The following is a 12,949-nucleotide window of genomic DNA, read 5'->3' on the forward strand; positions in this document are numbered from 1 at the left end:
CCACACTGTCCAACGAAGCAGCACCGCCAACCGTTCGCACGTGATCCGCCCGGTCCGGTGCGTCGCCCCGGCCGGCCGAGTACAGGGAGTCCTCATGCCCCGCACCATGTCCGTATCGGACAGCATCCTGATCCGGGCGGCGCCTTCGGCCGTGTACGAAGAGCTGAGCGACCCGACCGCCATGGGGCGCTGGAGTCCGGAGAACCAGGGCGCGCGGATACTCGGGGAACGCCGTGGAGCCCATGTCGGCATGGTCTTCGAAGGCCGGAACAAGCGCGGCCCCTTCCACTGGACGACCAGGTGCACCGTCACCGCCGCCGACCCCGGCGCGCGGTTCGCCTTTCGTGTGCACGCGATCGGAGTGCGGCGGCCACGGCTGCCGGGCTCCATCGCCCTGTGGGAGTACCGTTTCGACGCGGTCGACGGCTGCACCCGCGTCACGGAGACCTGGACGGACAACCGGCGGGCGTGGCCCGATGTCGTCGCCAACGCCTTCGACCGGGTCGCGACGCGCGGGCAGACCTTCGCGGATTTCCAGCGCGGAAACATCCGTACGACGCTGGAGCGTCTCAAGGCGGCACTGGAGCAGGACGGGCCGGAAGCAGCCGCCCGCGCTGAGTAGCGGACCGCTCCGCCGGCCGACAGGTGCGCCCGCCGCACTCGTACCGGGCGGCCGACACATCCATGCTCAGGTGGCGCCGGTCGGCGGACCGTCGGCCCCTGTGGACCGGTGGGTAAGCCTTGCGGGCCCGTGAGCAGGAGGCCCTGCTGGGCGTCAGGTGGTCACGGCCGTTGTCGGCGCACGTGCCGAGGGGAACCTCGTTGCGTGCTCAGGCTCGACCTGACCTGTTCCCCGCCCAGTGCGCGGGCCGGGTCAGGGAATCCGGCAGCCTTGTCGCGGCGTTGCCCTTCGCCGCGTTCACCTGTGCCTGGGTGAGGAAAAGAGCGCCGGTGAGGTCCGCGTCGGACAGGTCGGCGTCCCGGAAGTCGGCGCCGATGAGCTCCGCCCGGCGCAGGTCGGCTCCGCGGAGGTCGGCGGCGATGAGGTAAGCGCCGCGGAGTTCCGCTCCACGGAGGTCGGCACCTCTGAGCCGGGCTCCGATGAGGTCCGCCCCCCTCCGACTGCGCTTGGCGCGCCGGGGAACAGTGGCGCGTTCGAGTTCACCGGCGCGCAGCAGCAGGGCAGCGGTCCTGTCCCGGTGCGCGGACACGTCCAGCTCCGCGAGCTCGCCGGCGGGAAGACGAGTGAGGCGTTCGGTCTCGGCCAGTGCGTCCTGGAGGTCAGGGTGAACGCGCGAGGCAGCGGGCAGGGTGAGAGCCTCCGTCAGGTACCAGAGCAGCTCGTGAAGCTGTCTCATCACCGGGAAGACCTGGAACATCTGCTGGGCGGTGTCCGGGGCCGACCTCCAGTCCCGGCCGGCGTAGGTCTCCTGGGAGACCTTCTGGCCCGCGCCGAAGCAGTCGTACACGGTGCATCCGGAGAAGCCTTCGTTCCTCAGCCGGGTGTGTATGCCGCAGCGGAAGTCGTCCGCCAGATTGGGGCAGGGGGTGCCCGCCTCCTTGTTGATCGCGAAGTCCGCCGACGCGGTCAGGGTCAGAGCCACGCAGCAGAGCCCGAAACAGTTCGCGCAGTCGGCGCGCAGGGCTGTCTCTCGGGAGACGGGTGCGGCGGTCGGGTCGTCGTCGGGCACGGGCGTGGTTCCTCCGGTCTGCGGTGCTGCCGAGTTTACGGGTCCGCGCGAAGGGCGGGGGGCTACGGGTGTCAGTGGTCAGACGCACACTTGGCCGGAGAGACGCTACGGATGCGGAGGTCGCGGGAAGTGAGCGCGCAGGACAGAGGGTTCGAGCCGGCGACCGGTGACGGCCCAGCGGTCCCCAGGACCGTGGCCGGCCGCGCCGGAGAGGTGCGGACCGCTTACGAGGGGATGCTGCAGATCAGGCGGCTGACGCGTGCGGGGGAAGCTGATCCCGAGAGCGCGCCCGCCCCTTGGGAGTTGCACCGTCCGCTGCGGGCCGTGGCGTTGGCGCTCGAAGCCGCCGGAATTCCCGCGTCGGCGCTCGGCCCGTCCGGTGAGCGGACCGCCACCGGGTACCGCGTGTCCGAGGGCGAGGCGCCCGGCACGGTGCGGGTCGAGTGGACCGGGCCGCCGGGCGGCGGGGCTGCGCACGACGAGGCGGAGGCGCTGGCTTCGTGTGTCACCGTGCTGCGGCGCCTGGGCTGGACGGCCCTCCTTTACCGCGGCCCGCGCAGGCGGCGCTTTCTCGAGGTCGAGCCGCCGCCTCCTGCCGGCTCCTGACGGGCCGGCCGGAGTGCTCGCCGGACGTTGTCAGACCCATGGGGGATGCTTGATGGTCCGACACCTCTGACCGGGAGATGCTGAGATGCACGAAGCCGAAATCGCTGCGGCCCAGGCGTACGTCCGCTTACTGGCCGCCACGCGCGCCGCGCTCGCCGACCCGGCTGAAGCCCCCCTGTACATGCCGCTGCTCGCGTCCCCGATCGCGGAGGCCGACGAGGCCCTGCGGAGCGCGGGCCTCTCGGGCAACGAGGACAGGCTCTTCGCCCTGGTGCGGAAACTCCAGCCGAGCCTGACGGGCTCCGGTCACTGACCGGTTTCCGGTCGCGGCGGGCGTCCCGTCAGCGGGCGCCTGCGGCTACGAGGCCGCACGCGCCGGCGAGCGCCTGCCGCGCCGGGCCGTCGCCTACTGGTCGCCGTACAGGAGGGAGCCGGGGGTCGTGAGCCGCTCCCCCGTCTCCAGCCAGGTCTTCAGGCCCGAAAGGATCATCGGCCAACCGCCGTACAGTTCCTCGCTGGCGCTCTCGCGAAGCTCGTCGTGAGTGACGGTGAGCCGGCACGAGTCGCCAATGGGCTCGATCTCCCAGGTGACACGGGTCGGGCCCTCCCTCCTGGCCTCGTCGCTCCAGAGCGCGACCATGCTCTGCACCAGCCTGCGCGGCGGTTCGACCTCCAGGTTCTCCCCCTCGCCCAGCGAGCCCGGAGCGCCCGGCGCACCCATCTCGAAGCGGGAGCCCTGTGTCCAGTCCGAGGTGATGCGGGCGCCGAAGTTGTACGTGCTTCGGATCTCAGGGTCGGTGATCGCCTCCCAGAGACGCTCGGGAGTGGTGCGGATGTAGAACTCGAAGACCTTCTCCATCACTTCTCCAGTCGGCTCCTGAGCCCGGCGCCCCGTGGCTCCGCGTCCTTGCCCACCCACCGGTCGCGGACGAGCCGGACGGGCACCGGGAACAGGAGGAACAGCTTCCTCCCGGCCCCGTCGTCGCATGGGGGCCAGGTCCACCGCCTCCCGCAGCCACAGGTGCCTCAGCCCCACCGCAGCGGAGAGTGGTCCGGCGGCCGACCTCCCGCCCACTCTCAGTGTCTGCCCGTCACGGCGGTTCAGCTCGTCGAGCGACCTCGCAGCGCCGGATCGGCCGGAGCGTCGGCCCCCTGCACACAGCACAGATGCGCTCTGCCGGTCACCTGCCCGTGGAGGTCCCCTTGTCCGGGGGGCCCGCTCGGGAGGCTGTGGTGAATTGATTCAAACGACGAACAAACTGACCTGATTGCTTGACTAGCAGCAGTGCTCAAACTTAGCGTACGTTCCGGATGAAACGATTCACATCCACGATCCCGACCGGTCGCCGGATGACTCTGCTTACGAGGTGTTCATGTCTGATGTGTCGGCCGTCAAGGCAGCCCTGAAGTCTCAGGTCATCGAGACGCCCTCCTGGGGGTACGGCAACTCCGGGACACGGTTCAAGGTCTTCGCCCAGCCCGGCGTCCCCCGCGACCCCTTCGAGAAGCTGGCTGACGCGGCGCAGGTCCACGCCCACACGGGAGTCGCCCCCAAGGTGTCGCTGCACATCCCGTGGGACAAGGTCGAGGACTACGCGGAACTGACCCGGTACGCCGGGGAGCTCGGCCTGCGGATCGGGGCCATCAACTCCAACGTCTTCCAGGACGACGACTTCAAGCTGGGATCGGTCACCCACCCGGACCCGAAGGTCCGCCGCAAGGCCACCGACCATCTGCTCGAGTGCGTCGACATCATGGACGCGACCGGCTCGGCCGACCTGAAGCTGTGGTTCTCGGACGGCACGAACTACCCTGGCCAGGACGACATAGCGGGTCGCCAGGACCGTCTGGCCGAGGCGCTCGCCGAGGTCTACGAGCGGCTCGGCGACCACCAGCGCATGCTGCTGGAGTACAAGCTCTTCGAGCCCGCCTTCTACACCACCGATGTGCCGGACTGGGGCACCTCGTACGCCCACTGCCTCAAGCTCGGGCCGAGGGCCCAGGTCGTCGTCGACACCGGACACCACGCCCCCGGCACGAACATCGAGTTCATCGTGGCGTTCCTGCTGCGCGAGGGGAAGCTCGGCGCGTTCGACTTCAATTCCCGCTTCTACGCGGACGACGACCTGATGGCCGGCGCCGCCGACCCGTTCCAGCTGTTCCGGATCATGCATGAGGTGGTCAAGAACGGCGGTCTCGACCCTGAGACCAATGTCAACTTCATGCTCGACCAGTGCCACAACATCGAGGCCAAGATCCCGGCCGTCATCCGGTCGGTGACCAACGTCCAGGAAGCGACGGCGAAGGCCCTGCTGATCGACGCCGACGCACTCTCCGAGGCGCAGCGCGCCGGTGACGTCCTGGCATCCAACGGAGTGCTGATGGACGCGTTCAACACCGACGTGCGGCCGATGCTCGGCGACGTCCGTGAAGAACTCGGCCTGGCGCGTGACCCGTTCGCGGCATACCTCGCTTCCGGCAACCAGGAGCGCATCGCCGCCGACCGCGTCGGCGGGGAGCAGGCGGGCTGGGGCGCCTGAGCCCCGTCCTGCCGCGACCGAACGCCCGGAAACACAGCCCCGTCCTCTCTTCCCGAAGGAACCCCTCATGACGTCCGCGACGCACCCCGAAGTCGCCGCGCTCCTGGAGCGCGCCCACCGGATCGGCTCCGATCCCCGCAACACCAACTACGCCGGTGGCAACGCGTCGGCCAAGGGGACGGAGACCGATCCGGTCACCGGTGGCGAGGCAGAACTGCTCTGGGTCAAGGGCTCGGGCGGCGACCTCGGCACCCTGACCCAGGCCGGCCTTGCGGTGCTCAGGCTCGACCGGGTACGCGCGCTCAAGGACGTGTACCCGGGGGTGGAACACGAGGACGCGATGGTCTCGGCGTTCGACTACTGCCTCCACGGCAAGGGTGGTGCCGCCCCGTCGATCGACACGGCGATGCACGCGCTGGTCGACGCCGCCCATGTCGACCACCTGCACCCCGACTCGGGTATCGCGCTGGCCTGTGCGGCCGACGGGGAGCAGCTGACCGCCGAGTGCTTCGGTGACAAGGTCGCCTGGGTGGGCTGGCGTCGGCCCGGTTTCCAGCTGGGCCTCGACATAGCGGCCGTCAGGGAGGCCAATCCGCGGGCGGTCGGCGTGATCCTGGGCGGTCACGGCATCACGGCCTGGGGGGACACCTCCGAGGAATGCGAGCGCAACGCCCTCTGGATGATCCGTACCGCCGAGACGTTCCTGGAGGACCACGGCAGGGCCGACCCCTTCGGTCCCGTACTTTCGGGGCTGGGCGCTCTGGACGAGGAGGCGCGCCGTGAGCGTGCCGCGGCCCTCGCCCCGGTGATCCGCGGGCTGGCGTCCACGGACCGCCCTCAGGTGGGGCATTACACCGACGCCGCTCCGGTCCTGGATTTCCTGTCACGAGCGGAGCACCCCCGGCTCGCGGCGCTCGGCACGTCGTGTCCTGACCACTTCCTCCGTACGAAGGTCAGGCCCTTGGTCCTCGATCTGCCGGGGGACGCGCCTCTGGAGGAGGCGGTGGCGCGGCTCCAGGTGCTTCACACCGAGTACCGCGAGGCGTACCGCGCGTACTACGAGCGTCACGCGGCCCCCGACTCGCCCGCGATGCGCGGAGCGGACCCGGCGATCGTGCTGGTACCCGGGGTCGGCATGTTCTCGTTCGGCAAGGACAAGCAGACCGCCCGGGTCGCCGGGGAGTTCTACCTCAACGCCGTCAACGTGATGCGTGGCGCCGAGGCCGTCTCCACGTACGCGCCGATCGAGGAGTCCGAGAAGTTCCGCATCGAGTACTGGGAACTGGAGGAGGCCAAGCTCCGCCGGATGCCGGCGGCAAAACCCCTGGCCACGCGGGTCGCGCTGGTCACAGGCGCAGGGTCGGGCATCGGCAGGGCCATCGCCCGCCGGCTCGTCGCGGAGGGGGCGTGTGTCGTCGTCGCGGATCTGAACGCCGTGAACGCGGCAGCCGTCGCCGAGGAGCTCGGCGGCCCGGACAGGGCCGTGGCCGTGACGGTCGACGTCACGTCCGAGGAGCAGATCGCCGACGCGTTCGCGTCCGCCGCGCTGGCCTTCGGCGGTGTGGACCTGGTGGTCAACAACGCCGGCATCTCCGTCTCCAAGCCGCTGCTGGAGACGACGGCCCGGGACTGGGACCTGCAGCACGACATCATGGCACGCGGGTCCTTCCTCGTGTCCCGCGAGGCGGCACGGATGATGCGGGCGCAGGGGCTCGGCGGCGACATCGTCTACATCGCGTCGAAGAACGCCGTGTTCGCTGGCCCGAACAACATCGCGTACTCGGCCACCAAGGCCGACCAGGCTCACCAGGTGCGACTACTGGCGGCCGAGCTGGGCGAGCACGGCATCCGGGTCAACGGCGTCAACCCGGACGGCGTCGTGCGTGGCTCCGGCATCTTCGCCGCGGGCTGGGGGGCCCAGCGCGCGGCGACCTACGGCATCGAGGAGGAGAAGCTGGGCGAGTTCTACGCCCAGCGCACCATCCTCAAGCGCGAGGTGCTCCCCGAACACGTCGCCAACGCGGTGTTCGCACTGACCGGTGGGGATCTCACCCACACCACCGGCCTTCACATCCCTGTCGACGCCGGTGTGGCGGCGGCGTTCCTGCGCTGACCCTGTGCCACCCCGCCGCGCCCCCGGTCACTGTTCCGTGACCAGCCGGGGGCGCGGCTCCGGCCGGATCGGATGAGCTTCTTCATGTCTGCGACTACACGACACGACCCGGTGTTCGCCGCGGTGGACCTGGGCGCCACCAGCGGGCGGGTGATCACCGGCAGGGTCGGGCCCGGCGAGCTGGTACTGACCGAGGCCCACCGCTTCGCCAACACGCCGGTCCGGCTTCCCGACGGGCTCCACTGGGACGTACTCGCCCTGTACCAGGGCATGCTGGACGGTTTGCGCGTGGCGGCAGGCCGTGGCCCCGTCGCCTCGGTGGGCATCGACACCTGGGCCGTGGACTACGGCCTCCTGGACTCCGACGGGTCACTCCTCGGCCTGCCGTTCCACTACCGCGACGACCGAAACGCCGCCGCTGCCGTGAAGGTCCTGGACCGCTTCGACGCGCGGGAGCTGTACGGCGTAGGCGGGCTGCAGCATCTGCAGTTCAACACGGTCTTCCAACTGGCCGCCCACCGGTCGACGGCGCAGTGGCCGGCTGCTCGGACCATGCTGCTGATGCCCGATCTCCTGGTGTACTGGCTGACGGGGTCGGTGGGTGCGGAGGTGACCAACGCGTCGACCACCGGGCTGTTCGACGCGCGTGCCGGCGCCTGGTCCGATGCGCTGATCGGACGACTGGGGCTGGATCCCTCACTGTTCCCCCGCCTGCGCGAACCAGGCGAAAGCGTGGGCACCCTGCTTCCTCATGTGGCCGGCTTCACCGGGCTGCCGGCGGACACACCGGTCACGACCGTCGCCTCGCACGACACCGCGTCGGCTGTCGCCGCGGTCCCCGCGACAGAGCCTGGATTCGCGTACGTGTCGTGCGGCACCTGGTCGTTGGCCGGTCTCGAACTGGACGCGCCGGTGCTGACCGAGGAGTCGCGAGCTGCGAATTTCACCAACGAGCGCGGCGTGGACGGGACCGTTCGCTATCTCCGCAACATCATGGGGATGTGGCTGCTGGAGGAATGCCGCCGCACCTGGGAACGGGGCGGGACCTCGACAAGCCTGCAAGGTCTCCTCGCGGACGCCGCGCGTGCCCGGCCGTTCGCCGCTGTGGTCGACCCTGATGATCCCCTGTTCCTGGCACCGGGCGACATGCCGTCACGCATCGACGACGCACTCACCCGGACCGGACAGGGGACGCCGGACGGGCCCGGCGGATATGTGCGGTGCGTGCTGGAGAGCCTGGCGCTGGCCCATCGCAGGACGCTGCGCGAGGCGGCCGAGCTGGCGGGCCGCGAGCTGACACGGATCCACCTCGTCGGCGGAGGCTCACGCAACGAACTGCTGTGCCAGTGGACCGCCGACGCGACCGGCCTCCCGGTCACCGCCGGGCCTGCCGAGGCCACCGCGCTCGGCAATGTCCTGCTGCAGGCGCGGGCTCACGGCTCGGTGGGCGGGCTGAGGGACATGCGCGGGCTCATCGCGCGCACGCAGGAGCTGCGCCACTACAGCCCGCAGGGGAACATGAGCGCCTGGGACCGTGCCGCTGACCGGCTGCCGGTACGCGGATGAGAGAACCACCCGGCCCCTGTGCGGGCGTGCGGCGGCTGGTCCCGCGGAGTCGCGGACCGGGCTGGGACTGAGGAGGTCAGCTCCCGGCCAGGCCGAGTTCCTGGTCGCCCAGCGGTTCGAAGTAGCGGGCGACGTCGGCGGCGGTGACGCCGTCGAGTCCGGCGGGGCTCCATCGCGGGGCGCGGTCCTTGTCGATGATGCGGGCGCGTACGCCCTCCACCAGGTCGTGTCCCGCGAAGGCCCGGCAGGAGACACGGAACTCCTGGTCGAGTGCCGCCTCGAGGCCGCTGAGCCGCGCGGCACGGCGTACGGCGGCGAGGGTGACCTTGAGCGCGGTGGGCGACGCGGCCAGGAGCGTCTCCGCCGCCTCCTTCGCGGCGGGCTGTCCGCTGCTCAACAGCCGGCCGATGATCTCCTCGACGGTGTCTGCGGCGTAGCAGTCGTCGATCCACGCGCGCTGCGCCTCGAATTCCCCTTGCGGGGCGTCGGTCGCGTACCGGCGTACGGTACGCGTCACCTCGGTGCGTGTCGCGCACCGGGCGAGGGCGGACGTGAGGTCGGGCAGACGGTGGGACGGCACGAAGTGATCGGCGAGCCCGCACAGGAGGGCGTCGGCGGCCTCGACGGCCCGGCCGGTGAGCGCGAGGTGGGTCCCGAGCTCCCCCGGTGCGGCCGCCAGCAGCCAGGTGCCCCCTACGTCGGGGACGAAGCCGATCCCGGTCTCGGGCATGGCGACGCGTGAGCGCTCCGTGACTACGCGCACGTCGCCGTGGGCAGAGACGCCTACCCCGCCGCCCATCACGATGCCGTCCATGAGGGCCACGTACGGTTTCGGGAAGCCGGCGATCCGGGCATTGAGGCGGTACTCGTCACGCCAGAAATCCACGGAGGCCCGGCGCCCCGCCCGGGCGTCCTCGTAGATCGTCCGGATGTCGCCGCCCGCGCAGAGACCCCGCCCGCCGGCTCCCTGGATCACGACGGCGGTGACCGCGTCGTCGCCGGCCGCCAGAGTGAGCGCTTCGTCGAGGCCACGCACCATGGAGTGGGTGAGTGCGTTCAGGGCCCTGGGGCGATTGAGGGTGATGTGCAGGACGCGGCCGTCGGTGTGCAGCAGGACGGGCTCGTCGTCGTTCATGTGTGCGCTCCGGGTCAGCCGTGGACGATCTCCGTGTGCCATTCTGCGACGGCCGTCAGGGGGAGCCGGCGCCGGGTCCACCGAAGCCGCTGTGGCACTCCCGCGCCGGGGGCTCGACAATTGGTGTCCACGGGCCGCGACGTCCAGCAGCCCCGCCGGACGACCTCCGGAGGAGGCATGACCGACTCTTCACGGCGAGCAGACGACGAGGCAGCGTCGCGGCTCCGGGTCGAACGGCTCCACGCCGGTGGGACCGGGCTCGCGGAGCGCCTGGCTCTGAACCGCACCGGCAGTTTCGAATGGGATCTGGACACCCGGACGGTGGACGTCGACGAAGCTGGGCTGGCGGTCTTCGGCCTGGACGCCGCCGCCCTCGAGGCCTCGCCGTCGGCCGTGATCGACCGGCTGGACGAGCCGGACCGGACGCGTCTGGAAGCCACCATCGACGAGGCGATCTCCGGGGGCAGCAACTCCTACAGCGTCCACTTCCAGGTGCCGCTGGAGAACGGGACCCGCCAGTGGACCCACGTACAGGCCCGGATCCTGCGGTCGGAGGACGGCCGGGCACACCGCGTCATCGGCGTGGTGCGGGACGCGACGGCCGAGGTCACCCATTCGGCCTTCGTGATGGATCTGGAGGAGCGACGCCGTCGCCAGACGAACATCGTCGAACACACCACCGCGGCGATGTCGCGAGCGGTGACCGTGAACGACGTCACCGCCGCGCTCACCGGCCCGGGAGGGCTGGTGGGGATCGGCGCGGACGGGTTGGCCCTCGGTCTGGTGGACAACTCCGCGCTCAAGATCATCGCGCTGAGCGGTGAGTCGGTGGAGGTTCTCGAGGGCGTGGGATCCGGACAGCTCGATGCGACCTTGCCTCTCGGGGACACGATCCTCAGCGGGCGACCCCGGTTCATCACGTCACTCGGTTCCCTGGTCCGGCGCTATCCGGTGCTGGAGCCGCACGTCGGGGAGCTGAACTTCCGCGCCGCCGCCTATCTCCCGCTCATAGCCCAGGCTCGCTCCCTGGGCGGACTCGCGCTCTTCTACCGCGACCGCACGGAGTTCAGCGCCGACGAGAGGATCCTGTGTCTGGGGCTGGCGGCCATCGTGGCCCAGTCGTTGCAGCGGGCGATCCTCTTCGACGAGGAGCGCGAGTTCGCCACGGGGCTCCAGTCCGCCATGCTCCCGCGGCGGATCCAGGACATCGAAGGTGGCGAGATCGCGGTCCGCTACCACTCGGCGTGGAGCGGGCGCGAGGTCGGTGGCGACTGGTACGACGTGATCACTCTTCCCCGGGGCCGTGTCGGCGTCATGGTGGGCGATGTGCAGGGGCACGACACGCACGCCGCGGCCATCATGGGCCAGCTGCGCATAGCTCTGCGCGCGTACGCCGCCGAGGGGCACCCTCCGGCGACCGTACTCGCGCGGGCGTCCCGTTTTCTCGCCGAGCTGGACACCGACCGGTTCGCGACGACGACGTACGCACAGGTGGACCTGGCCACGGGGGCGGTGCGCGTGGCCCGCGCGGGCCACTTCGGACCGTTGATCAGGCACACCGACGGACGGGTGGGGGCCCCTCAGGTGCGCGGGGGGCTGCCGTTGGGGATCTCCACGGATTTCCGGGACGAGGAGTATCCGGAGACCCGCCTCGACCTGGTACCCGGCGAGACCTTCGTCCTGTACACCGATGGTCTGGTCGAGGAACCGGGGGCGGATGTCGATGCGGGGGTCGGGGCACTGATCCACGAGGTGAGCGACGGGCCCGAGGGCGCCGAGGCGCTCGCGGACCATCTGTCGGACCGGCTGTGGGAACGGTGGGGTTCGGGCGACGACGTGGCCCTGCTGGTCCTGCGGCGCAGTCCGGATCCGGGGTCGCCCCGTGCGCCCCGGCTGCACCAGTACATCCATCAGGCGGACCCGCAGGGACTCTCGGAGGCCCGGTCGATCGTGCGTCAGGCACTGAGGGACTGGGGCTTCGCCGGCCTGGCGGACGACGCGGAGCTGGTGACCGGGGAACTGCTGGTGAACGTGCTGCTGCACACCGAAGGCGGGGCGGTACTCACGCTGGAGGTGCTGCCGGAGCCCGTGCGACGTATCAGGCTGTCGGTCCAGGACCGCTCGAGTGTCTGGCCCCGGCGCCGCACTCCGGGCGAGACCTCGACCTCCGGAAGGGGTCTGCTGCTTCTCGACGCGGTGGCCGAACGCTGGGGCGTCGAACCCCGAGGGGAAGGCAAGGCCGTCTGGTGCGAGATCGGCCCCGCGTCCTGATCCTGCTCGCCACGTCCCTCGTCCGCTCCGGCTCGGGAACGGATACGGCTCCGGAGCGGGACGGCTCGGGCTCGGGCTCGGGCTCGGGCGAGAACGCCGGAGTCCGCTGAGACGTCAGTGCTGCGCCCTGCGACGCTTCCGGACGGACCACAGAATGCCGCCGCCTGCCGAGCAGTACCGCGAGCGCGGCGCCGCCGGTGACGGGCGTGGCGGAGGAGGAATTGATCTCAGCCAGGTCCGGTGCGCTGCTGCTCGGCTCCGCGGGGGCAGGCGCTGCCTCCGTGGCGGTCTCGCTCGGCGTCGCGCTGGGCTCGGGGATCTCCGAAGCCCGACGGCTCCGTGCTCGGAGTCTCCTGAGGAGTCGCCTCGGTCGGGGTCGGCTCCGGGGTCTCCCCCTCGCACACCGACGCGGTCCTCGTTGCGTCGGCCGTGCGCAGAACATCACTACTCGGTACATGACGGACACATCAGGATGGCCGGAAGCCATTGTCCTCTCAGCCGCCCCGGCTGACTGTGAGGGTGGTTTCAGAGCGCCTTGTGCATGATATGGAGACCCACATAGCCCTCCACGGGATGCTTGAATCCCTCCGGCAGAGTGCCGATGATCTCGAAGCCGAGGGAGCGGTACAGCCGTACGGCGTGGATGTTCGTCTCCACCACGGCGTTGAACTGCATGGCGCGGTATCCGGCCGCCCGAGCCCAGTCCACTGTGTACTCGCACAGCGCCCGGCCCACGCCCCGGCCTGAGTACTCCGGAGCGACCATGTAACTGGCACTGGCGATGTGTGAGCCGTTGCCCATGTGGTTTCTGTTCATCTTGGCTGTACCGAGGACGGTCCCTGTGTCGTCGACCGCGACCACCGTGCGGTCCGGAGCCGAGAGGAGCCACCAGTCCCGGGCCTGGTCCTCACCGAGCTCCACTGGGTAGGTGAAGGTTTCGCCGTCGGCGACGATCGCGTGGAAGAACGGCCAGATGGCGGGCCAGTCCTTGCCGGTGGCTTCTCTGATCAGCATGGGGCCAAGATGC

Annotated in this window: 11 protein-coding genes and 1 pseudogene; 7 read left to right on the plus strand and 5 right to left on the minus strand. The window is 70.5% G+C overall.

Annotation, left to right across the window (positions count from 1 at the left end):
• The first annotated feature begins 94 nt into the window (after positions 1-94).
• Complete coding sequence (locus tag ACHFIV_RS13405) at positions 95-622, plus strand: SRPBCC family protein (RefSeq protein WP_398967352.1); 528 nt, start codon at positions 95-97, stop codon at positions 620-622.
• 208 nt (positions 623-830) lie between these two features.
• On the opposite strand, the gene ACHFIV_RS13410 is transcribed toward ACHFIV_RS13405, so the two are convergent.
• Positions 831-1,691 (minus strand): pentapeptide repeat-containing protein, encoded by an 861-nt coding sequence (locus ACHFIV_RS13410; protein ID WP_398967355.1) that lies wholly within the window; start codon positions 1,689-1,691, stop codon positions 831-833.
• A 111-nt stretch (positions 1,692-1,802) separates the two neighbouring features.
• Here ACHFIV_RS13410 and ACHFIV_RS13415 point away from each other — a divergent pair, with 111 nt between their 5' ends.
• Positions 1,803-2,297 (plus strand): hypothetical protein, encoded by a 495-nt coding sequence (locus tag ACHFIV_RS13415; protein WP_398967358.1) that lies wholly within the window; start codon positions 1,803-1,805, stop codon positions 2,295-2,297.
• An 85-nt stretch (positions 2,298-2,382) separates the two neighbouring features.
• Positions 2,383-2,610, plus strand: coding sequence for a hypothetical protein (locus ACHFIV_RS13420; RefSeq protein ID WP_398967360.1), 228 nt, complete (start codon positions 2,383-2,385; stop codon positions 2,608-2,610).
• Positions 2,611-2,703: 93 nt separating this feature from the next.
• Here the strand turns inward: ACHFIV_RS13420 and ACHFIV_RS13425 are convergent, their stop codons facing one another.
• Positions 2,704-3,156, minus strand: coding sequence for an SRPBCC family protein (locus ACHFIV_RS13425; protein ID WP_398967363.1), 453 nt, complete (start codon positions 3,154-3,156; stop codon positions 2,704-2,706).
• A gap of 514 nt (positions 3,157-3,670) precedes the next feature.
• On the opposite strand from ACHFIV_RS13425, the gene rhaI reads away from it, so the two are divergent.
• The 3 genes from rhaI to ACHFIV_RS13440 all read left to right on the plus strand — a co-directional run bounded on the left by rhaI (position 3,671) and on the right by ACHFIV_RS13440 (position 8,516).
• Positions 3,671-4,837 (plus strand): L-rhamnose isomerase, encoded by a 1,167-nt coding sequence (rhaI, locus tag ACHFIV_RS13430; RefSeq protein WP_398967366.1) that lies wholly within the window; start codon positions 3,671-3,673, stop codon positions 4,835-4,837.
• A gap of 67 nt (positions 4,838-4,904) precedes the next feature.
• Positions 4,905-6,950 carry a bifunctional aldolase/short-chain dehydrogenase gene (locus ACHFIV_RS13435; protein WP_398967369.1) on the plus strand — a complete coding sequence of 682 codons (2,046 nt, stop codon included), beginning with the start codon at positions 4,905-4,907 and terminating at the stop codon, positions 6,948-6,950.
• 84 nt (positions 6,951-7,034) lie between these two features.
• Complete coding sequence (locus ACHFIV_RS13440; protein WP_398967371.1) at positions 7,035-8,516, plus strand: rhamnulokinase family protein; 1,482 nt, start codon at positions 7,035-7,037, stop codon at positions 8,514-8,516.
• Positions 8,517-8,592: 76 nt separating this feature from the next.
• On the opposite strand, the gene ACHFIV_RS13445 is transcribed toward ACHFIV_RS13440, so the two are convergent.
• Entirely contained in the window at positions 8,593-9,651 is a 1,059-nt protein-coding gene (locus tag ACHFIV_RS13445; RefSeq protein WP_398967374.1) for an enoyl-CoA hydratase/isomerase family protein, read from the minus strand.
• A gap of 177 nt (positions 9,652-9,828) precedes the next feature.
• Between ACHFIV_RS13445 and ACHFIV_RS13450 the strand changes: the two genes are divergently transcribed.
• Positions 9,829-11,922, plus strand: coding sequence for an ATP-binding SpoIIE family protein phosphatase (locus tag ACHFIV_RS13450; RefSeq protein ID WP_398967377.1), 2,094 nt, complete (start codon positions 9,829-9,831; stop codon positions 11,920-11,922).
• Between the two features lie 114 nt (positions 11,923-12,036).
• Here ACHFIV_RS13450 and ACHFIV_RS13455 read toward each other — a convergent pair.
• Both ACHFIV_RS13455 and ACHFIV_RS13460 read right to left on the minus strand, forming a co-directional pair.
• Positions 12,037-12,347, minus strand: a pseudogene (locus ACHFIV_RS13455) (LAETG motif-containing sortase-dependent surface protein); the annotation flags it as partial.
• Positions 12,348-12,447: 100 nt separating this feature from the next.
• A complete protein-coding gene (locus tag ACHFIV_RS13460; RefSeq protein ID WP_398967380.1) occupies positions 12,448-12,936 on the minus strand; it encodes a GNAT family N-acetyltransferase in 489 nt (162 codons plus the stop codon).
• Between the last annotated feature and the right edge of the window lie 13 nt (positions 12,937-12,949).

Source organism: Streptomyces sp. ALB3 (assembly GCF_044385685.1).
In the GTDB taxonomy this organism is placed as follows: domain Bacteria; phylum Actinomycetota; class Actinomycetes; order Streptomycetales; family Streptomycetaceae; genus Streptomyces.